This window comes from Spirochaetota bacterium (genome assembly GCA_035477215.1).
Taxonomy (GTDB): Bacteria; Spirochaetota; UBA4802; order UBA4802; family UBA5368; genus MVZN01.
This window is the reverse complement of sequence record DATIKU010000034.1, coordinates 82,834-103,696: the sequence shown is the minus strand read 5'-3', so window position 1 is coordinate 103,696 and position 20,863 is coordinate 82,834. Positions and strand designations below refer to the sequence as shown.

The 20,863-nt window shown below is 57.1% G+C and carries 16 protein-coding genes, 1 tRNA gene and 1 pseudogene; 6 read left to right on the top strand and 12 right to left on the bottom strand.

The features are described from left to right. Window positions 1-92: 92 nt before the first annotated feature. Window positions 93-467 (bottom strand): thioredoxin family protein, encoded by a 375-nt coding sequence (locus VLM75_08070; protein ID HSV96874.1) that lies wholly within the window; start codon window positions 465-467, stop codon window positions 93-95. A 231-nt stretch (window positions 468-698) separates the two neighbouring features. On the opposite strand from VLM75_08070, the gene VLM75_08065 reads away from it, so the two are divergent. Then, a complete protein-coding gene (locus VLM75_08065) occupies window positions 699-1,325 on the top strand; it encodes a TetR/AcrR family transcriptional regulator (protein ID HSV96873.1) in 627 nt (208 codons plus the stop codon). On the opposite strand, the gene VLM75_08060 is transcribed toward VLM75_08065, so the two are convergent. The 6 genes and pseudogenes from VLM75_08060 to VLM75_08035 form a co-directional block, all read right to left on the bottom strand. Then, a complete protein-coding gene (locus VLM75_08060; GenBank protein ID HSV96872.1) occupies window positions 1,326-2,423 on the bottom strand; it encodes a hypothetical protein in 1,098 nt (365 codons plus the stop codon). 101 nt (window positions 2,424-2,524) lie between these two features. Further along, the gene (gene tpx, locus VLM75_08055) at window positions 2,525-3,034 is read right to left on the bottom strand and encodes a thiol peroxidase (protein ID HSV96871.1); all 510 of its coding nucleotides are present in this window, start codon (window positions 3,032-3,034) and stop codon (window positions 2,525-2,527) included. 113 nt (window positions 3,035-3,147) lie between these two features. After that, entirely contained in the window at window positions 3,148-4,464 is a 1,317-nt protein-coding gene (locus VLM75_08050; protein HSV96870.1) for a GMC family oxidoreductase N-terminal domain-containing protein, read from the bottom strand. 36 nt (window positions 4,465-4,500) lie between these two features. Continuing rightward, window positions 4,501-5,202 (bottom strand): hypothetical protein, encoded by a 702-nt coding sequence (locus VLM75_08045; protein HSV96869.1) that lies wholly within the window; start codon window positions 5,200-5,202, stop codon window positions 4,501-4,503. Between the two features lie 22 nt (window positions 5,203-5,224). Further along, window positions 5,225-7,204, bottom strand: a complete 1,980-nt coding sequence (locus tag VLM75_08040) for an OmpA family protein (protein ID HSV96868.1) — start codon at window positions 7,202-7,204, stop codon at window positions 5,225-5,227. 261 nt (window positions 7,205-7,465) lie between these two features. After that, window positions 7,466-8,277: pseudogene (locus VLM75_08035) on the bottom strand (exodeoxyribonuclease III). A 212-nt stretch (window positions 8,278-8,489) separates the two neighbouring features. Between VLM75_08035 and VLM75_08030 the strand changes: the two are divergent. From VLM75_08030 to VLM75_08015, 4 genes are read left to right on the top strand one after another with little or no spacing between them, the layout of a single operon-like run. Beyond that, on the top strand, window positions 8,490-9,134 hold the full coding sequence (locus VLM75_08030; protein HSV96867.1) for a methylenetetrahydrofolate reductase C-terminal domain-containing protein: 645 nt from the start codon (window positions 8,490-8,492) through the stop codon (window positions 9,132-9,134). Further along, a complete protein-coding gene (locus VLM75_08025) occupies window positions 9,119-9,658 on the top strand; it encodes a hypothetical protein (GenBank protein ID HSV96866.1) in 540 nt (179 codons plus the stop codon). The genes VLM75_08030 and VLM75_08025 overlap by 16 nt, the downstream gene beginning before the upstream one ends. 2 nt (window positions 9,659-9,660) lie before the next feature. Next, window positions 9,661-11,580: an indolepyruvate ferredoxin oxidoreductase subunit alpha gene (locus VLM75_08020; GenBank protein HSV96865.1), complete on the top strand. Its 1,920-nt coding sequence runs from the start codon at window positions 9,661-9,663 to the stop codon at window positions 11,578-11,580. After that, window positions 11,577-12,200, top strand: a complete 624-nt coding sequence (locus VLM75_08015) for an indolepyruvate oxidoreductase subunit beta (protein ID HSV96864.1) — start codon at window positions 11,577-11,579, stop codon at window positions 12,198-12,200. The genes VLM75_08020 and VLM75_08015 overlap by 4 nt, the downstream gene beginning before the upstream one ends. A gap of 41 nt (window positions 12,201-12,241) precedes the next feature. Here the strand turns inward: VLM75_08015 and VLM75_08010 are convergent, their stop codons facing one another. Further along, window positions 12,242-15,382 (bottom strand): 7TM diverse intracellular signaling domain-containing protein, encoded by a 3,141-nt coding sequence (locus VLM75_08010; protein HSV96863.1) that lies wholly within the window; start codon window positions 15,380-15,382, stop codon window positions 12,242-12,244. Window positions 15,383-15,623: 241 nt separating this feature from the next. On the opposite strand from VLM75_08010, the gene VLM75_08005 reads away from it, so the two are divergent. Further along, window positions 15,624-15,696, top strand: a tRNA-Ala gene (locus tag VLM75_08005). Between the two features lie 6 nt (window positions 15,697-15,702). Here the strand turns inward: VLM75_08005 and VLM75_08000 are convergent. From VLM75_08000 to VLM75_07985, 4 genes are all read right to left on the bottom strand, one after another. Further along, window positions 15,703-17,976, bottom strand: a complete 2,274-nt coding sequence (locus VLM75_08000) for a penicillin acylase family protein (protein HSV96862.1) — start codon at window positions 17,974-17,976, stop codon at window positions 15,703-15,705. 241 nt (window positions 17,977-18,217) lie between these two features. Continuing rightward, the gene (locus VLM75_07995) at window positions 18,218-19,450 is read right to left on the bottom strand and encodes an LL-diaminopimelate aminotransferase (protein ID HSV96861.1); all 1,233 of its coding nucleotides are present in this window, start codon (window positions 19,448-19,450) and stop codon (window positions 18,218-18,220) included. A gap of 6 nt (window positions 19,451-19,456) precedes the next feature. Further along, entirely contained in the window at window positions 19,457-19,900 is a 444-nt protein-coding gene (locus VLM75_07990) for a hypothetical protein (protein HSV96860.1), read from the bottom strand. A 177-nt stretch (window positions 19,901-20,077) separates the two neighbouring features. After that, on the bottom strand, window positions 20,078-20,863 hold the full coding sequence (locus VLM75_07985; GenBank protein HSV96859.1) for a 4Fe-4S dicluster domain-containing protein: 786 nt from the start codon (window positions 20,861-20,863) through the stop codon (window positions 20,078-20,080).

Genomic DNA, 20,863 nt, shown 5'->3' with positions numbered 1-20,863 from the left:
TATTTTTGTTTATAAAATAGATAATAAATACTTAAATATATTTAGTTTTAATTGCGCAATTGAACCGGCGCCGGTCACCGTCCCCTGCCGGATCAGTTATGCTTTCGCGTGTTTTTGGCTGCAATATCTCTTATTTTCGCCATATCGGACCCCAGGTAGACGTCGGCGCCGATGATGACGATTGGGACACCCTGTGCGCTTTTGCCGCGCTCTTCCGTCATCCGCATCAGGAGCGCCCGGTTATCCGTGTTATACCACACCTCGTACTTCTTCAGTTCCAGCCGGGGATTGCTCTTCACGAGCGACTCTATTTCAGGCTCAATCCTTTTACAGTGCGGACACTCGCGCCCGTAGAAAAAGTGAAGTACGACTTTTTTTTCCTGCGCCTCAACGGAAAGCGTCGTAATCGCGCCGGATGTACAGAATAAGGGGACCAGTGACGCGAACAGCGCCGCCGTACGTTTCATGCCAACCTCGCCAACCGAAAATCAGGAATAAAATTCATTTTATCATTGTATGATCCATCCGGAGCACGCCGTCAAATTATTAATACGGGCGACAGTATCGTTCCGAAATGTCCTTGCCGAAATGTCCGCCATGAGCTACACCCGCCCTCGACGCCCCCGGTTACCGGCGCCGCGCTTTCCCACACGCAGCGCTTGAAATATTGAGCCGGGCGGAGAACCACGCCGATCCAGATGAAAGAGCACCTTCGAAATGATACGGGAAGCCGGAGAACGCTTCATCCGCTCCCGGACAAAATCAAACGGCGCCTCTATCCCGTGGTGCTTGACCTCTTCTCGCGCAGGGACTTCCACCAGGTCAACCTGCGCGACATCTCCCATCAGACGGGAATCAGCACCGGTACCATCTACAAATACTTCTCATCGAAGGAGGACCTCCTCTTCACCATACTCGACGAGAAGATGAGCGAGCTCCCCGGGCTTTTCGCAGCCCGCTTACAGGGACTCGACAATACCGTGGAGATTTTCAGGAAGATCGTCCGGGTCTCCATGGACTTTTACGAGCGCAATCCGGCGGTGGCCATCACGGCGTTTATCACCGTTCCCACCCGCACCTGGATGCAGGAGCATTCATATCGCCGGGAGGACGTAAAAACAATACTTCGCGAGCTTGTGGAGCGCGGCAAAGAACGCGGCGACATCGACGCGTCGGTAACGCCGAGGATCATCGAAATGATGTACTACATGCTCTGTTATCGCCATATCCATACCTGGTATTACCACGGCATGAAATGGAAACTCACAGAGCGCATCGAGGAGATATTCGATCTGTTATGGAAGGCGCTGCGGCCCGAACGATAGCTAAATCTGCACGCGAACGCCGACTGTTGCGTTAACGTCGCGGCGGTTGTAGAGGTTCACCATGGTTTCGCCGGTTACTTTCAACACCCACAGGTTGATCTCGAGGCCGATGAGATAGGTGGGAAAGGCGTAGTATGGGTGGTATTTGTTTGATGATTCAAAAAGGAGTGTGCCGATCTGATCGGTCCCCGCCGCCGCGTTGTAGCCGGGATCATCCGTTGTCAGTACGCCGTCACCGTCAAAATCCATTTTAAAATATCCCACGTTTCCGGTAAGCCCGAATCCCGTATAAAAAGAAAAAAGGTAGAAAACATCGAAGTAGGCCACCGCCTGAGCGGAGAGTGAAAAAATGCTGTACAGTGCCCGCGCGGCGTACTGCCCGTCGAACTGTGTGGTGATGGTTCCGGTGAAAGCCGCGGGAGCGGTGATGCTGACATCGACTTCGGGCAGATCGGCATCGTAATCGCCCTGAACCCTTATATCGCCATACTGAAAGTCGGCCCCCGCGGATACGGTAAGTCCCCCGAAGTTGAAAATGAAAGGAAGGAGCTTCTTCCGTTTTACGATGTTGTAGCGCAGCTTCCCGCCGAGCGACAGCAGTTTATAATCGGTTAGCTTGGCGATATCGGTATCCAGTCCGGGGTCTACCACTGTATCCGACAGCGAAAAGTACTTACCGAGAACATCGAAATCCTTCGTCAGTCCCAGCGCAAAATGGAGAACGGGATTGGGCGTTATTCCGGGGAGGCTGCCGTTGTCACTCTCGGGCCTGCTATCGTCGAAATACCGCATATTGGTCATACCCGTGCCCAGGGCAACCCCGACAGAGAAATGAGGCAGGCTGCCCACGTGCGCCTTGCCGACCGGATATCCGGTGATATTCCCCATGGCAAGAGAATCGGCGATAATCGGCCCGTTCAGATCGGCTTTTTGCTGCACCTCAACTTCAAGGCTGTCATCCGAATACCCGGCAGGCATGGTAATGCCTCCGGCCGGAGTGAGGGTTATATTCGTTCTCGCATACACCGCCGTGTTTACGACAATCAATATCGCCGCGACGAGAATGCCGTACGGAGCGGATGCGTTGTTCGGTTTCATTCGGCCCATTCAGATTGATCGTTATAATGGAATAGGCTACAGTCCGTAACAACGAGTGTCAAATCTTTATTTCATCGCCTCATTCCCATACCACGGCCCCCTCAGGCGCCAAGGTTCCTTGCCTCGGAAAGCACCGCGTCGTAATCCGGCTGATCTCCCGACTCCTTTACTATTTGTTTATAAGCCAGTTTGCCGTCCCTGTCCACGATGAACACCGCGCGGGCCAGAAGCCCCAGCTCCTCGACATACATGCCGTAACGCATGCCGAACTCCCTGTCCTTGTAATCCGAGAGCATGGTGATATTTTCTATTTTGAACGAATCGCAGAACCTTCGCTGGGCGAACGGGAGGTCCATCGATATCGTCACCAGTTTCACATTGAGCTTCGCCGCCTCCTCGTTGAAGCGTTTGGTCTGCAGTTCGCAGACGCGGGTATCCAGAGAAGGGACAACGCTTATGATCACGATTTCGCCCTTCAGGGAGTCAAGCTTCACCGGCCGCATGTCCTTGTCGATCGCCGTGAAATTCGGGGCCATATCGCCCACGGGAATATCGCGCCCCTGAAGCGTTACGGGCATCCCCTTGAAAGTAACCACTCCTCTTCGTTCCATGAGCAACCTCCTCTGATTGAGTTAATGAAAACCCGCCGGGCCCCCGCGGCGCACGATTCCCCGTTACCGCGGAATCCAGTTATGTAAAATACGAAAAGATCGGGCGGGTTTCCTCATTTTTTTTGCCTGAGTATATGCCCCGCCAGGCGCTTCCCCAGCCCGATAATCGTCAGAACCGTCGGCCTGTCGAGTGACTCGGGAAAGACGCTTGCGTCGCAGACGTACAGGCCCTTTACGCTCGTCATCAGATTCTTGTCGAGCATGGTATCGATCCGCACGGTACCGCTCGGGTGCGTGCCCATGAGCGGCCTGGTAAAGATGCCCGACGAATCCGCCCGCGCTTTAAGGAGGATCTTTTTACACACCGCCTCCGCCTTCGAGAGCCGCAGGCGGTCACCCGCCGTCAGTTGTTTGCTGATATACTTCGGGTACACCCCGCCCGAAATATCGTCCTTGAGTTTAATCATCACTCCCAGGATGTTGCCCCAGCGCGGCCATTTGAGCGCGTGCCGCAGTCCAACGCGAACGGCCCCCAGCGGATAGAGCAGCCACGGGTCGATGAGCGTTGAGAGCATGTAACCATCCTCGTCGTTTTCCCACGACCAGGTCATCGGAGGTTCCTTGCCGATCCCCTTGTCTTTAATGAAACCATACACCATCACCGTGGTATCCATCGTCATCCCCACGCCGGCGTCCTTAAAGCCGGAAGCCAGGAGAATGCGGGGACTGCCGATGCCTCCCGCGGCGAGCACAACCGTTCCCGCGCGCACCGTAAAGGGTTTCATCCCGATGCGCCCCTCCACTCCCGCGGCATGGCCGCCCTCAACGAGAACACGATCCACCCGCGCCCCGGTCAGGACTTCGAGCCCGTATCCCCCGGCTTCATCGACATACTCCGCCGCGTTCCACTTCGCACCGCAGCGACAGCCCAGCATGCACGAGGCCGTGCAGTCGAAATGCTCGCTCCGGGAAGGCTGCATGAACTTTGGCTGCGCGAACCACTTGTACCCCAGGTTGCCCGCCGCCTCGGCGATCCGCGTGGACGCTTTCCCGCGAAGCTCGGCCGGTAGCGGCGCTATGAAAAGCTCCTTCTCGGTCTCGATGACCTCTTTGTCGATGTCGATCTTGTATTTCCTCTTCAGCCACCCCGGCGGTCTGGCCGAGCACCCGCAGTACATGCCGGTCGCGCCGCCAAGCATGATGGGACTGACGATCTGCAGCCCTTCCTTCGTAAAAAGCAGGCTCATTCTGTCCGAATACATGAGCGCGCCGATATAGGTGCCGTAATACGATTTCCCACGATGATCGATCCCGCGCTCCAGAAGCACCACTTTTTTGCCCGCCTTCGCCAGAGCCCGCGCGACCGTCGCTCCGCCCGGGCCCGATCCCACCACAACTACATCTGCCGTAAATGAAAGCGCCTGTGCCATATGACCACCCTCCGTTTTTACGGGAACGCCCCGCGCCTACCCCTGCTTCAGCGCATACTTTCCCTTTATGAATCGATATATCGTACCCAGAGCCGGATCGGCGAATCCGCCGATATCGGTATCGAGAAGAACGTCCTTTCTGTATTGAGCGAACCAGTTATACAACCGGCGCGCCGCGTCCGTTTCGCTTTCGGCCGCATGACAGATCGCCACAAGCTTGCGCATCTCGTCGAGCGCGAAAAAGTTCCGCGCGTTGTTGATGATGATGATAAACGAACTGTTGTCGTCGGCCTCTTTCACGTCGATGGCGGTCTTGTTCGAAACGCCGCCTCCTTTGCGCACGGCGTCCCCCGTCGCCATCTTTTTTCGCTCGGTATGATCCTTCATCACCCGCATGTTGTGCTTCAGTACCGCCGCCTGTCGGATGAGGTGGCGGATGCCTTCAGCGTCCAGATCCGAGACCGCGGCGCGCAGTTCGGCGAGGAGCGCATTTCCCGCGCCGGTGGCTCCTTTTGATTTCCGGGAGGGCGCGCTTTTCGCCCGGTTTTTAAGGGAGACAGAAGGTTTCCTCTTCGTCGGCTTGATCCTCACCGCAGGCTTTTTCGCCACTGCCGCCGATTTGGTTTTCGGCGCGGATCTAATTTTCGGCGCGGATTTCGCCTTTACAGCGGGCTTTTTAGCCGCCTTCTTTCCGGCAGCCGTTTCCGCCGTCTTTCCGGTTTTTACCGTTTTTTTCATCGCTACCACCTTCCCCTTCGTTTTATTTTCGGATGATGAACAACTCCGTGCGCCTGTTCTTCTTCCGCCCATCTTCGTTCGCGTTGCTCGCAATCGGCTTATCGGCCCCGAAACCCACCGCGGAAAGGCGCTCCGGGCTTATGCCGTTCTTGATCATATACTCGGCGACCGCGTCGGCGCGCCGCTCCGAAAGCCGCTGGTTGTGGGCTCTCTCCCCGGTGGAATCGGTATGCCCCCTCACCTCGATCTTCATCGAGGGATTTTTCTTTAAAATGGCGGCGACCCTGTCGAGCACGTCGAGCGATTCTTTTTTCAGATAGGCCCGGTCGATCTCGAAGTAGATGCTGTCCATCACGATGGTTTTGCCCTGCTCTATCCTCTCCAGTTTGATCGAGCGTTCGTCGTCGCCGCGGTTTACGACGATTTTTTTGGGGATAAATCCGTCCGAATTCGCCATCACCTCTACGCCGTCGGTGTCGGGAACCTCGATTATCTCGCCGGGCTTACTCACCGTAACTTCTTTTGAATACACCAGCCGGTCCTTTTCCCGCTTTTTCACGCTCACCCTGGCGCCGGTCGGTTTGTCTCCCTCATCGGACACGGAGAGTTTCATGGTTCGAAGGGGGAGCGTTTTCTCGGGCTCTCGCTTTACCGGCTCGAGAGGTTCCTCCTTCACTTCGGGGCGCAGCGCGGTATCGGTCACCGGCTTTTCACTCCCCGGTTTGTAATAACCGCTCCCTCCCTTTACGGTGCGCGGGTAGTACTCGGTGCCGACGGCATAGAGATAGTTGCCCGCGGGAAGAAGCATGATACCCCTGGAGGCTACGGGCTGAGACGGCGCGCCCGGAAACGGCGAGACGAACTCCCACAGCTTCTCGTTGTTCGAAAACCGAATGGCCTTGAGGGAGGTGAAGGGCAGATCGCGCCCGCCCACGTTCCGCTGGATGGAATGCGCTATGTATATCTGGTCGCGTATCGTCACAAAATACGGACCGGTCCGCTCACCGAAATCGATATCGTTGAGCACCCCGCCATCGGCCGGATCGACCGATACGATCCTCCTGTTACCGACCGAGAAGAGGATTTCGCGCTCGGTAAAGCCGGGGTTGGACGTTATAAGGTCGCCGTATTCCCTGGACCACAGCACCCGACCGCCCTCGAGGGACAGGCAATAGATTTTTGCGCCGGAGGCGATATACACATTCCCCTTGTATACCACCGGCGGGTAAATGACCGGCGGCTTTTCAATTACGGTTTCCCATTTTATTTTTCCGCTGTCGGCAAACAGGCAGAAGACCGAATAGCGGTCCTTGCTGAAATCCATGGACTGGGTCAGCACGTAGCGGTCGTAAAACGTGGGAAAGCCGCTGTAGCTTCCGATCGCGCTGTTGCTCCAGACGGATCTGCCATTCTTCAACTCGCGCGACATGAATACGTTCCTGGTTCCGTACAAAATTGCGTCGTCGGATACGAATGGGTCGGAGTAAATACCGTCGACCATGGCCCCGGAGGTTTTGCCATAGTGCTCCTCGGGCATGCCTGTACGGGCCCAGCGCACCGCGCCGCTGTTCTTATCTATCGCGTAGATCGCATAGGAGTCCGAAACGAACAGGGTATCTCCCTTCACCAGGGGATACTTTACCTTGCCCGCGGGGCGGCGGGTCGGGTTGAACTGGGCGGACGTCTGGAGCAGGTCCAGTCTCCACAGGAGTTTCCCCTCCTCTTCGTCGAGACAGTAGACGTTTTTCTTAATGTCGAGGAAATATACTTTCCCGTCGGAAACGACCGGGTTAAACACCGTGCCCGGAGATTCGAATAGCCACTTGAGATTATTGTTATTAACGACGATCTCATCGTTATTACCGGTAAAATAGATGTTTCCCTTGTAGATGGGCCAGTCGGCGGCCCGAAGGTCCGCCGGCGCCTGCGCGAGCGCACAGCACAGCATAACTCCAAGCGCCAAACGCCGAATACGAACCTTCATGTCTGATCGTTTCAGCACGATAAGGCCCCCCTCTTACGGAATGCCGTATTTCGGCGGCGCAGACCGATCCGCGAAGCGGACCGGAGGAAATGCGCGCCGCAATCGGCCGCCTCGAATTATACGCCGTGGCTTATGGAATAATCCAGTATTTTTTTATCTGAAACCATCCGGTCCCTGTCGGCGGGGTGTCCAGGCCTTCATCTGAAACGCCCGTTTTTATCGGAAGGATATCGGAGGGGTCCCGAAAACAACATACTCGCCACGAATTCCGGAAAGCCGTCAGTGAGCTCGACAAGCGGCTTGAGAGGGGGAAGAGCGCGGAAGTTCCATGTCGTACACCATGGTAAGCGGCGCATGGTCCGAGAAGCGCTTGTTCCTGTAAATCGAGGCCGAAACCACCTTCTCCCTGAGGCCGTGGGTAACCACCTGGTAATCGATCCGCCATCCGACGTTCTTTTCGCGGGCACGGCCGCGGTGCGACCACCAAGTATACTCGTCGGCCTCCTGGTTGACAACGCGAAAAGCGTCGACAAAGCCGGCGGGCCCGAAAAGCTCGTCCATCCAGGCGCGCTCCTCGGGAAGAAAGCCCGAGTTCTTCTGGTTCGACCGCCAGTTTTTTATATCGATGTTTTTATGGGCGATGTTCCAGTCGCCGCACAGCACGTACTCGCGCCGCGAGCGGCGCATCGAGCGCAGTTGATCCATGAAGCGGTTTAAGAAATCGAATTTTACCTCCTGCCGCTTTGGCCCGCTCGAGCCCGATGGAAGGTAGAGCGAAACCACGCTGAGTTTACCGAAACGCGCCTCGATATAGCGGGCCTCATCGGCCATCGTTGCCCAGCCATCTCCGACGATCAGGCCATCCGGCTCGGTTTTGGAGAAAATAGCGACCCCGCTGTAGCCCTTTTTGTCGGCATTGTTGAAATAACAGTGGTAGCCCTCGGGGTGAAACGCCCTGTTTTCCGAAATTCGTTGGAAAGCCGCGTCTCCTGCAGGCACAACACGTCCGGCCCTTCCGTGTGCAGCCAGTCGAAAAAGCCCTTCTCCACGGCGGAGCGCAGGCCGTTGCAGTTAAGCGTGGTGATTTTCATTTGTCGCTTTCCTCCCGCCCAATCATCGGTTTTCCTAAATGATTCGAACACCGAAGTCAAGCCGAATGCCGCGCCTTTCGGACCGGGCGGCCGCATCCGTCCGGCCTGAAAGGCCGCCCGATCTGAAAAACTATTGATTTTAATCCGGCACCCGTAAATAGTGGAGGACGCGGAAAAAATCCGCGCCTTCCAGCAATCCCGGAGAGTGCGTTATGATTGTCACCCATAAAAAGGACCCCGGAATCGTAAAGAAGTACGCCTCCGACGCACGGAAAATAATCATCGTCGGTTGCTCCGAGTGCGCCGCGGTCTGCCGCACCGGGGGCTCGGAACAGGTCAAGGAGATGATGGAGATGTTCGCCGACCGCGAGGTGCTCGCGACCATCTCCATAGAGTCTCCCTGCGACAAACGCATCTCGGCGCGCGATTTCAGGCGTATCGAAGAGGAACTCTCCGGCGCCGACGCGCTCATTGCGCTTGCCTGCGGAGGTGGCGTGCAGGCCATCGCCGAAGTGACCGGCAAGCGGGTGGTCGCCGCCCTCGACACGGATTTCGCGGGGATGGTCGAACGATTGGGGCGTTTTTACGAGCGCTGCTCACACTGCGGCGAATGCATTCTCAACGAGACCTCCATGCTCTGCCCCGTCACCCTGTGCCCCAAGGGAGTGCGCAACGGCCCGTGCGAGGGCATAAAGGGTACGCGCTGCGAAGTATACGAAGACCGGGACTGCGTCTGGCACACCATTTACCGGCGCCTCGAGGAGAGCGGCGAACTCGACCGTTTTACCGCCTATCACGGGCCGGTCGACTGGTCAAAATGCCATTCCCCGCGGGAGGTTATATGGGAGCGCCCGTAATCACCAGGCTGGCGTACATCGCGTCGATTGAATCGATCGAATCGGCCGCCGCTTCGTGCGCGAAGGTGCCGGCGGGTTCGGGAATACTGCTGGGCGAATACGGCCGGATCAGCCCGCTGGCAATCGCCGGACACATCGGCAAAGCGTTCACGGGACCGATGTTCATCGAAATTGTCTCAAAAAATAAGAACCGCGACCTCGTACACTCGGGACTCGTCTCATCGTCCATCTGCGGCTTTGACGGCGCAGTCCTCGCCTCCGGGCTTTTCGACGCCGGTGCGGGCATGGCGAAGCCCGTCTACGATCTCGACCCCGCGCAGATGCTTAAACTCGCCCTGAAACTGAAGAGTGAAGGGACGATTCCCTCGTCGTTTATCATCATCGTCCGCTCGGCCGCGGGCGACGGTGCCGCCGAACGCCGCGCCCGCCACTATCTTGACGAGGGCGCCGATTTTATCGCGCTGGATAGCGCCATCATGCCGGCCCTTGAGCAAAAATCCCTGTTGATAGAACCGATTGCGTAATCATGAATCCGCTCGCGCTTAACGAACCCGGCAGAACCATCCTCGCCATGGGAAACGACGCGATAGTCCGCGGTGGACTCGAAGCGGCGCTCGGCTATTTCAGCACCTATCCGGGGACCCCCGCCTCGGAGATCGGGGAAGGATACCGGTCGCTTGAGAAGGAGTTTCCCGGCATCCATGCCGAGTTCAGCGTCAACGAGCATGTCGCCGCGCACGGCGCTCAGGGGGCAAGCTGGGCCGGCATTCGCTCAATGGTCACCATGAAGCACGTGGGCATGAACGTGGCGGCCGAGGTGCTGCACTTCGCCGGCTACACCGGCGTCGGCGCTGGTTTCGTCGTGGTCATCGGCTCCGATCCCGGCGCCACAAGCTCCACAAGCGAACAGGACGACCGGTGGTATTCGCTCCACACGCATCTCCCGATTCTCGAGCCCGCGTCGATCCAGGAGGCCAAAGACTACACCGCGCGCGCCTTTGAATTGAGCGAAACCTACAACCTTCCGGTCATCGTCAACGCGCCGTCGAAACTCTGCCATAATATCGGCTCGCTCCGTCTCGGAAAACTGCCAGACGCCTTTCCCACAAAAGGCCGTTTCGATAGAAACCCGGAGCGTTATATTAACCTGTTCGCCGGCTCGGTCGCAAACCACCGCCGCGCCATGGAGGCCGTCAAACGGCTTCAGGGTGAGATCCCGTCGCTCGGGCTCAACAGGGCGCTTTCGGGTTACGGCCGAACCGGTTTCATTTCGTCGAGCGTCAATTATCTCTACCTTCTGGAAGCGCTTTCCCTCCTCGGCATCACCGACGCGCCCATACTCAAGATAGCCATGAGCTATCCACTCAATCCGGAAGAGATAGCATCCTTCACGAAGCATCTCGACCGCATATATGTGGTCGAGGATCTGGAGGGCTTTATCGAGTTCCAGGCAAAGCGCCTGCTGTACGACGCGGGCGTCCGCGTGCCCATAATCGGCAAAGACGTTTTCCCGGCACATGGAGAGCTCGACGTCGATCTCATCGCCGAAAGCCTTTCGCAAGAGCTTCGCGCGCCGCTGCCGAAGCGTACGACGCGTGCGATCGAACTTTCGAAAAAACTCACCGGCGACCTGCCTCCCAGACAGGGGGCCTTCTGTACCGGCTGTCCGCACCGCGCCACGCTCTATTCAATCGTCAAGGCCACGGACCGCAAGACCGTTTTCGCGGGCGACATCGGCTGTTACACCCTGTCCTGTCTGCCGCCTTTCCGCGCGTTCGACTGGGTTACCTGCATGAACTGCGGCGTCGGCATCGCCCAGGGCATGCTCCAGAAAATCGAAGGCGAGAACGTGATCGCCTACGTTGGCGACTCCACGTTTTTCCATTCGGGCATTCCCGGACTCATCAACGCCGTGCAGCAAAACGCGAGCCTCGTGCTCATCATCCTCGACAATAAATGGGTGGCCATGACCGGGCACCAGCCCAGCCCCACCACCGACACGGCGCTCGACGGCACGAAGATGCGTCCGGTGGACATGAAGGGCATGCTTAAATCGATCGGAGTATCATATGTGCGCACCATCAAACCCTTCAATATCAAGGCCTCCCTGGCCGCCGTTAAGGAAGCGATCCGCGCGGGAAAAGGGGTGCGCGTCATAATCGCTGAGGAGGAATGCGCCCTCCAATACGGCCGCCGGATCGCGCGCGATTCGGGAGAGTACGAGATCTATTATCAGATAGACGATGAGCGGTGCCAGAAGTGCAACGAATGCTACGTCGAATTCGGCTGTCCCGCCATCAGAAAAGAGGAAACGACCGGCAAGTGGCGGTACTATATCGAGGAAGCGAACTGTCTGCGCTGCGGGGCGTGCCACGATCTCTGCCTCAACTCGGCGATTTTACGCACGGAGATACGGCGGCTGACGGCCGGGGTGGAGGCCGTATGATCGCTTACGACATCCTCATCTGCGGAATCGGGGGGCAGGGCGCCATTTCGCTCGGCACCGTGCTGAAACTCGCCGCCATCCACGAAGGGCTCGATGTTGTCGGGGCGGAGCGCCGCGGCGGCGCGCAGCGGGAGGGTATCGTGACGAGCAACGTCCGATACAGGAAGCCCGAAAGCGGCGAAACGCCCGACGAGCGCCGTATGGCCGCCTCGGGGCTCATCCCGACCGGAGGGGCCGATATGATGATTTCCATGGAGCCCATGGAAGCGCTCAGGCATGCGCGCTACCTGAACGAGCGGTCTGTCGTCATCGTCAACGATTTCCCGCTCACGCCGGTATCCGTGCGCATGGGAGAGTGCGCGTACCCACCGCTCGAAACGATCCAGGCGCGCCTTCGGGAATTCACCCCGAATGTCCATCTATTCCCGATCGACGAGCTGTCCAGAAGCCATTTCAATGCACTGCGACAGGTCAACACAATCGCGCTCGGCATGGCAAGCGCGCTCGGCGACCTGCCGGTATCGGACGAATCGATCCTGGCGGTGGTCCGCGAACAATTTTCCGATTTCGAAACGAACAGGCGCGCATTCGCGCTTGGGAAAGATACGGCGCGTCAATAAACCGTTCGGGAACGCGGCCCAACCCGGCGCGACCGCTCTCTTCAGGCGGCCGTGCCGCCTTCCGGTGATGTGACCTCGTCGATAGCCTGTATCATGTCCTCGATTGTATAGGGTTTCGCGAGTACACCGCGGAACCCGTGCGCCCGGAAATTGGCCATGACCGGGTCGTTTGAATATCCGCTCGAAACGATCGCAACCACGTCCGGATCAACGCTTTTAAGTTTCACCAGTGCCTCGCGCCCTCCCATTCCTCCGGGGATGGTGAGGTCCATAATCACGGCATCGAACCTTTTCCCCTCCTCCATCGCGCGACGATAGGACTGGAGGGCCTCGCCTCCGTTGCGAACGACCGTTACCTCATAACCGAAATTTCCCAGCATGTTCACCGCGAGGTCGAGAATGCATTCCTCATCGTCCATCACCATGATCCTTCCCGCGCGCCGACGGGGCGCCATCGATGCAGGCGTCGCCTCCGCCGGAATGCCGTCGATTTCCGAGGCGCGCAGATACACATTGAATGTCGATCCGACTCCTTCATTCGACTCGACGTCGATGTGCCCGCCATGCTTTTTGATGATGGAAAAAGTGATGGCGAGGCCGAGCCCGCTGCCATATTCCTTGGTCGTGAAATATGGATCGAAAATCCTGCCGAGATGCTTCCGGGGTATGCCCACGCCCTCGTCCGAAATTGATATTTTAACATAACGGCCGGCCGAAAGCGGCAGCCAGCGTACATCCGGGACGTTCTGCACCCGTATTGAAATATTGCCACCGCCGGGCATGGCCTGCACGGTGTTTATTATAAGGTTGTGCAGCACCCGGCTGATCTGGTCAGGATCGATGTCGACCGATGGTATGTCACCCTCCACGAAAAAATGGCTCCTGACGTTCGATCCGGCCAGGAGAAAAGACACAGTCTCTTCCAAAAGTTTCACTATCGAGGCGGTCTTTTTAATGGGATCACCACCCCTGGAAAAGGTGAGGAGCTGCCTTGTCAGATTCACCGCCCGCTGCGAAACGCTTTCGATCCTGTCAAGGATCTCGGAACATGCGCTGTTTCCGGCCGCCTCTATTTTCGCCAGCGAAAGGTTGCCGATTATAGAGGTAAGCAGATTATTGAAATCGTGCGCGATCCCACCTGCGAGCAGCCCGAGCGATTCGATCTTTCCGATCTTGGCGAGCTCTTTTTCCAGCTTGTGCTTTTCGGTGATGTCCCGTACGGCGAGCACCGCCCCGAGCGTTTTCCCGTCCGCGGTCCGGACCGGCGAGCCGGACATCTCCACTATCCGTTCGTCGCCTTTCCTGTTGACAAGCTCCAGCGGAACGTCGCTTATTTCCAGGCCGCCTCTACGGGTAACCTCGGAAACAGTCCCGCTTATTCTTTGATTATTTACCTGCCCCCCCGCGAGATTAAACAGCTCGCCGACCGGGCGGCCCTCGGCCTCCGCCTGCGGCCAGCCCGTGAGGCGTTCCGCCGCGTGGTTGAGCATCACGATCCGGCCTTCCGTATCGGTTGCGATCACACCGTCACCGATGGACACCAGCGTCGCCGCAAGCTGCTCCTTTTCCCTGGCAAGCCGCTCGTTGAGGTCCACAAGCTCGTTATGCGTGCGCATGAGTTCCCGGTTGAGGGATTCCACCTCCTCGTACTGTGCATGGATCTCCCGGTATTGCCGGTGAATTGTGTTTTCGGCCTTTTTCAGGTGCGAGACATCGCTGATGATCGCGATGATCACATTATCGCCGCCCATCCGGATGCGCGAGGCCGAGATGATCACGTCCAGCAGCCTCCCATCCCCGGCCAGAAGCCGGGCCTCATAATTTGATGGCAGATCGATTCCGCGCATCCTCTCGTGATGCCGGGGCAGCACGAGGTCCCTGCCCTGAGGGTCGTCCGGAAGGAAATCGACAATGGTCTTTTCATAAAATTCGCGCTCCGTATAACCGAGCATGGAGATAAGCGAAGGATTGGCATATAACGGTTTTTCGTCTGCCAGCAAAACGATCCCGTCGCGCGCGTTTTCCACCAGCGTGCGGTACTTTTCTTCCGACTCGGCGAGGCTGTTCAGCGCCCGTTCGCGTTCGCCGCGCATGATGTTGATTTTGTCGGCAACGCCCAGTGAAAATAATAGAATCATCACCGACGAACCGATCTGGTAGGTCCACGCCGTTATCGGATTCTCCGGCAGCACGCCATACGCGCGCAACACCATGAGCAATACACCGACCAGAAAACACAGGCAGGCCGTCAGGAAAAAGCGCGCCTCGCGCAGGCGAAGAAAGAACCCCACGGCCCCGGTTATTATGAGCATCGAACCCGAAAGACCCGACATGATTACCGAAATCTGTGTCGCGTAATAATACTCAAGTATAAAAGGGACGGCAAGCACGGACAGGTTCGCAGCGGCCAGTACACGCACCGGCACATCAAGACGCGGCATCCTTTCCCGTGTTGAAAGAAAAAGCCGCGCGAACTGAAGAACGACAGCGTTCAGGAAAAACATCAAAAATGGATGAGCCCGGTTCTGCCATCGCACGCTCTCGGGCCAGAGATACTGAAAACCCAGCCCATTGTGCACCATGGTAAAAACGGCCACCCCGATAATGAAAAGGAGCAGGTACAGATAGCTCCGCTCCCGGACTGAAATGAAAAGGAACACATGATACAGCGTCAGCCCGAGCATTATACCGTAATAGATGCCAAGGAGCAGCATTTCAGCGGCCTTCATTTTTTCGAACGCTTTGGGGAGCCATGCGACGAGCGGCACGGTAAGGGAACCCTGGCTTCGTACGCGCAGATAATAAGCGGACGTGCCGCTTTTCTGTATAATCGGAAACACCGGCGAGCGATATTCGACAGGGCGCTGTGCGAAGGGTTTTCGATCGCCGGCCTCGGTTCGCCGAAATCCAAATCCCTCGGGAATGAAAAGCTCGACCTGGTCGGTGATGGGGTAATTGTATTCGAGATACCATTCCACCGGAGAGGGCGAGGGATTATTAACAAGGAACCGCAGCCACAGCGCGCCGCGGCTGTAGCCGAAACTCGGGCTGCCAGTCAATGTCGGCGCCGCGCGGAAGGGGAAGCCGGGCGCGGCGATGGCCGAGATATCGAGCCCTCCATCTTCGTCCAGAAAATACTCAAGGTGCCCGTTTAAATGACTCCCGGAAAAATTACCGTTCATAATCAGCGGATCGGCGGCGAAAACCGCGCCCGCACACAGCAGGAAAACGGCCGCAAGCGGAAAGACGCGATAAAATTTTCCGGCCGCCGGACCTTCTGCATTCGGGCCGGCTGCCTCCGGTTGAAAACTACTTTTGGATCTTTTTCGTGCAAATAAGCGCCGGGGATGCATCATTTATCATCAACCAAGCATAAATTTTCATTGACGCAGTCCATGGCACCGCATACCGTGGACCCACCGTGGGGCTGTAGCTCAGCTGGGAGAGCGCTAGAATCGCACTCTAGAGGCCGTCGGTTCGATCCCGATCAGCTCCACATAACTCACTTCATCGGACGTATCTCAATGCGATGGCGGGTGTCGTCCGGTCTGAAGGCCGCGAAGTTACCGTATTCCATCCTGTAGTCGAAGTAATCCGAAAAGGGATTGAGCGAATAGCTGTACGATGCGGAGTAAGTCCCCGCCGTAGTGTCGTATATGCCGGAAAGACAGCTTGTCACATCCGCCTTAAAATTCTCCAGGGGTAGCGACGTCCCGCGATAAACCGTGGCGAACCCGCCCTCGAAGGGCTCATCCATCCTGCCATGGAAAAGGCGCGACCAGAACGCGCTTTCGTCGATGAGGGGAACCGAAAAATGACCGGTGTGAAGGCTTCCCCACGTCCAGTTTTCCATTATCGGACCGAGCCTGTCATTGAGGTAGCGCATGGACCTGAGAAATGCCCTGTCGAAAATATCGTCCCGACGCTCCTCGCGGGTGCTCGTCGTTATGTCGTCGAAGAGAATCGACTTTTCTTCCTCAATCGCCTTCAGAAAGCTATCGGAAAAATGGTGATGGTGTTCGAGGATTCCGGAAATCTCGTTTTTGCACTCATCCCCCATCGTCTCTTGAACGAGCTTTATCACGAGCGTCTGGTAAATGGTTGCGGCGACCGAATCCTTACGCATACGGTAGTCCCAGTCCATGAAGTATATCCTCGTAAGACGGGCGGATGTCACCGGTATCTTCTCGAGCAGCCGTATAAAAAGCGGTACGAATTTCGCCGCGGAGATGGAATAGGTGTCGCGAAGCGCCCGCTGCAGGGCCGCGATGTCGAGCACTCCACCCGCCCCGGACAGATCTCGGATTCTTGCCGTCCTTTCTTCCTCGTCATACTGCAGGCTGTCCCGCATAGCAGGGGGAACTCCCTCGGCGATCGAACCGCCGATCAGAGAAACATCACGCCCCGCGGCCTCGAAGTAATTCGAAATGTCGGCAACGCCCGTCCAGATCGGATTGAACACCTGGTTTTTGGATAAACCCGCTTTCTGAAGACGCAAGGGAATTTTTCCCGAGAAGCCGCGCAGGGCGTACTCCCCGGACGAAAAGAGATAGGCCCTTGGAGGGGACGTAACATTGGCAAGGCGCATACGCGCCGCGGCGGGCGAAACGGCGAGCGGCACGTCGAAAAGGGCTGCTATATAATCCTCACCGGGAAACAGCGAGCGAACGGTAATGCAATCGGTCCGATACATCCCCGCGAAGATATCGCTGACAACGGGCCCTCGCTCGGTGGAGCGCACGGGGGCGGCCACGCCCGGAACGGTCGCCCCCTCCGTCACTTCGAAATCGCGCCAGCCGAACGCCCCGAGGTACTGCTCCGAATCCTTCTGCTTTCGTGTCGTTTCGATGTGGAAGTCCTGGGTATCGGCTTTCATCGTAAACGACGAAAAGGCCATGGATGGGTTCCTGCCGGTAAAAACGAAAGGCATCCCCGAAAAACTGACTCCATCAAGCTCGCCGTCGGCCACGCGAAAACACACGGGGTACCACGAAGGATAAAGGCGCAGGGGAACATCGAGATTGAAGATGATTCGCGCACTGCCGTCGTGCGTCAGCGAGGTCGGGACCAGGCAGGCGAAACCCGAAGAGAACGAGCCCACGAAATCGCTCACCGCGTTTTTAAGCTCCCTGAGCGCGAAAACATTTTTCTGTTCGGCGTCGGAATACCAGTACAGCATATCCTCGGGTATGATATCGCGTATGGGATAGGTCCTCAGTCTGTCGGGAAGCGCGAAGCGGAGCTCCCGATTGGCGAGAAAGGCCTGTGACCAGTCCACCAGGAGCAGTATGGCGATAACGTCCCGGGCCGTCCAGGGATCGTCCGGCAACCGCGAGAAACGGACGACCTCCCGGTACTTTCTGTCTTTCATTAAATTGACGCCGGCGGCATAGGCATCGAGGTATTCACGGTGCGGCGATTTAAGCCTGGCCAGGATTTCGCCCGCGCGGCGGTGAAATCCCATAACCGCGGCAAGCCTGTCCATGAGACCGGCGTCGTTTTCGAAAAGCTCCTGTATGCGCCCTCTCGCCAGCGCCCTGTAATACTCTATCATGACCAGGCGGTCCTGCGCGTGGATATAGCCGAGCGCGAAACAGGCATCGCCCCAGTTTTCGGCCTTTATCATCGGCGTGCCTCTTCCATCCCGCAGAATTTCGACCCTGTCGCCGACCGCCCCGGAGAAGGAACCGTCAAGCGAACCGACGCTTTTAAGCAGGAGGCGGACGCCGAGCACGGCAACTGCAAGCGCCGCCATCGCGAGGCCCGCGATAATCATTGTCTTTCTGGAAACAGTCAATCCGCCGAGCAACCGGACTCTCCCGACCCGCTCACACGCTCGATATTCCGGCTCCTTCCCGTCCGTGCGACCGGGATTTCCGGAATACCTGCATCATGTCGCAGGGCCGTTTATTGATACATGATATTTACGCAATAGCCGGGAACGTCGGACCCGCCCACGCCCCGGGCGGATGGCGTCCCTTTTATCCCGATACATAACAATCCTACCATACGGAGCGTCAGAACACCAGTTGTAAATCACTAAATCTTTTTTCAATCTCTTGTAAGATAAGCGCTTCACTCTCGACCGAGGGTGCCTCGAACGTGGCCGAAAAGCGCAGAAAATGACCCACATCGTCCCACGGCACGGTGGATATCAGTTTTTCCCTGATAAGATACTGCGAAAAGTCCTCCGCGGTCGGGAAATCCATCCCGTTTTTAAGGCCTCTCGGGCTCTGCACATACAGATAAAAGGTCCCCCCGGGCATCTCGGCGTTGAATCCTATACCCGAAAGAACGCGCACCAGCCCCCCAAGGCGGCGCTCGTATTTCGTTTTGATGCGGTCGGTCAGCTCCGGGTGCTCGAGCGCCCGTATGGCCGCCCATTGAATTGCCTTGAACTGGCCCGAATCGTAATTGTCCTTTACAGTGGCGAAGGCCTTCACGATTTTTTCGTTCCCCGCGACAAACGCCATCCTCCATCCGGTCATGTTGTATGACTTCGACAGGGAATGTATCTCGACGCCGACTTCTTTCGCCCCCGGAACGCTCAGAAATGACAGCGGGTCGCCGTTATACGTCAGCGCTGCGTAGGCCGCATCCTGAACCACCACAACGCCGTTCCTCAGTGCGAACTCTATCACCTCTTTATAGAACGATTCGCCCGCCCGGGCGCCGGTGGGATTGTTCGGATAGTTGATTACCAATACCTTGGCGCGCTTCCTGATTTCGGCCGGAACGGACTCGAGGTCGGGAAGGAACCCGTTTTCCTTTTTAAGCGGGATGTCGTAGACCCGCCCTCCGTACCACCGGGTGTGCGTACCCGCCACGGGATACCCGGGGACCGTCATGAGGGTGACGTCTCCTGGATTGATGAACGCCGCCGGCATCATCGCCAGGGCGGGCTTCGATCCGATTGAGTGATTTATCTCACGCTCGGGCGATATGCCGTCAACGCCGAAAACCTTTTTCAGATAGCCCGCGGCGGCGGCCTTGAATTCATCGATGCCGTTGTCCGAATAGCCGCGGTTCTCGTGTTTATCGGCTTCCCCGCGGAGCGCCTCGATAACCAGGCCGAAAGCCTTCTCGTCAGGCTCTCCGACGCCCAGGTCGATAAGACTCACCCCGGGATTTTTACTTGCCGCCTCTCGCTTGGCGCGCTTTATCTTTTCGAACTTGTATATTTTGTCTTCTTTACCGAACTGCGCTCCGCCGATCCTGTCCGCGAAGAGCCCCTGAACAAACGACTCCATGGCGATCTATTTCTCCTTCAGTATGGTTATATCGGCATTGATGATTTCGATCTTGGTGTACGCATCGTCGAGCAGCGTAAAAAACCGGCCGAAATCGCCGACGACGTCTATTTTCGTTTTGCCCTTAACGAGGCGTGAAACCGTTTCCAGTTCGCGGGAGTAGATATAACAGTCAATGGTTCCTTTTTCATAAGGGACACTGACCAGCACGCAGAATTCGTAATCGATATTGCCCGAAACGATAACGTCCTTGACCACCACGTTCTTGACCTGCACGCGTTTCTCCGCAAGGTCTTTGGTGGCGAGGAATTTATAGGCCGGATTGTCAAACCTGTCCATCTCCTCCTTTTTCGCGACCACCTCCTTCACGTTCAGCGTTTCCTTGAAGAAGTAGCTGCACGACAGCGTAAAGGGCGCCAGAAGCACGAGAACGACCACCAGCCTTTTCATTGCGATCTCCTGTACCTGAAATCCACGCCTGGCCCGCGTATATGGGCCCGCGCGACGAGCCACTATTAATCGGCGCGGACGGCTTTTTGTCAAATAATCTTTTTAGTGCCGCAATAAATGAAGAAGGCGATGAATTATATCATCGCCTTCTGCTTGCAATACGATCGTATGAAAAACTCAGGCCCGCCGCCGGTCCTTCTCGACCGCGGATTTCGCCATGCGATAAGCCACCCTCTTGAGCGAGGGGAGGCCCAGGCTGAAGAAGGCGAGCATTTTATAGGTCTCGCGAATCGACTCCGCCTTGACCAGATCGATGGGCCTGGGATCGAGCGGGAGGCCGTATTTCTCCGGACGGTCCCTGCTGATGGTGATGACCTTCAGGCCCTCAAACTGTTCCCTGCCGTAAATGCTCGCGTTTGGGAAGCCCCTCTTTACCTCCTCCAGGCGCTTTTCGGCCTTCTTGACGATGCTCAACCGGTGGTCATAGGTAAGCGCGCCGGTGGGACAGGCGAATGCACACGCGGGAATCTCTCGAGGATTCATCGCGCAGGCATGGCACTTGTGCGACTTGTGGTCCGCATCGCTCACCTGTGGCACAAGGTATACGCACTCGTTCACGCAGGCGCCGCAGCCGATGCACTTCTCCTGATCGATCACCGTCCATCCGTCCTTCTTGTAGATCGCCTTCTCGGGACACACGCGCAGGCAGTTGGCCACTTCGCAGTGATAGCACTTCTTGTGCATGATCGTCCAGATAGGGCGGTCCGGGTTGGACCGGTCGACATTGAAAAATTTAACGTGGTTCCAGGTGATCGCCGAAAGCTCTTTCGGATTCGTCATCTCCGGACCGGCGAAGAATACTGTCTTCTCGGCCGGAAGACTGTTCCACTGTTTACAGGCAACCTGGCAGGATCTGCATCCGGAACATTTAGTTGTGTCAACCAAAAACGCTTTTTCTGACAT

Excerpts from the sequence above, each read along its gene's own strand:
- VLM75_08060 (HSV96872.1), bottom strand. The coding sequence starts at position 2,423 with ATGAAACCGAACAACGCATCCGCTCCGTACGGCATTCTCGTCGCGGCG.
- VLM75_07990 (HSV96860.1), bottom strand. The coding sequence starts at position 19,900 with ATGAAAAGGCTGGTGGTCGTTCTCGTGCTTCTGGCGCCCTTTACGCTG.
- VLM75_08000 (HSV96862.1), bottom strand. The coding sequence starts at position 17,976 with ATGATTATCGCGGGCCTCGCGATGGCGGCGCTTGCAGTTGCCGTGCTC.
- VLM75_08020 (HSV96865.1), top strand. The coding sequence starts at position 9,661 with ATGAATCCGCTCGCGCTTAACGAACCCGGCAGAACCATCCTCGCCATG.
- VLM75_08050 (HSV96870.1), bottom strand. The coding sequence starts at position 4,464 with ATGGCACAGGCGCTTTCATTTACGGCAGATGTAGTTGTGGTGGGATCG.
- tpx (HSV96871.1), bottom strand. The coding sequence starts at position 3,034 with ATGGAACGAAGAGGAGTGGTTACTTTCAAGGGGATGCCCGTAACGCTT.
- VLM75_08045 (HSV96869.1), bottom strand. The coding sequence starts at position 5,202 with ATGAAAAAAACGGTAAAAACCGGAAAGACGGCGGAAACGGCTGCCGGA.
- VLM75_08025 (HSV96866.1), top strand. The coding sequence starts at position 9,119 with ATGGGAGCGCCCGTAATCACCAGGCTGGCGTACATCGCGTCGATTGAA.
- VLM75_08065 (HSV96873.1), top strand. The coding sequence starts at position 699 with ATGAAAGAGCACCTTCGAAATGATACGGGAAGCCGGAGAACGCTTCAT.
- VLM75_07995 (HSV96861.1), bottom strand. The coding sequence starts at position 19,450 with ATGGAGTCGTTTGTTCAGGGGCTCTTCGCGGACAGGATCGGCGGAGCG.
- VLM75_08070 (HSV96874.1), bottom strand. The coding sequence starts at position 467 with ATGAAACGTACGGCGGCGCTGTTCGCGTCACTGGTCCCCTTATTCTGT.
- VLM75_07985 (HSV96859.1), bottom strand. The coding sequence starts at position 20,863 with ATGTCAGAAAAAGCGTTTTTGGTTGACACAACTAAATGTTCCGGATGC.
- VLM75_08010 (HSV96863.1), bottom strand. The coding sequence starts at position 15,382 with ATGAACGGTAATTTTTCCGGGAGTCATTTAAACGGGCACCTTGAGTAT.
- VLM75_08030 (HSV96867.1), top strand. The coding sequence starts at position 8,490 with ATGATTGTCACCCATAAAAAGGACCCCGGAATCGTAAAGAAGTACGCC.
- VLM75_08015 (HSV96864.1), top strand. The coding sequence starts at position 11,577 with ATGATCGCTTACGACATCCTCATCTGCGGAATCGGGGGGCAGGGCGCC.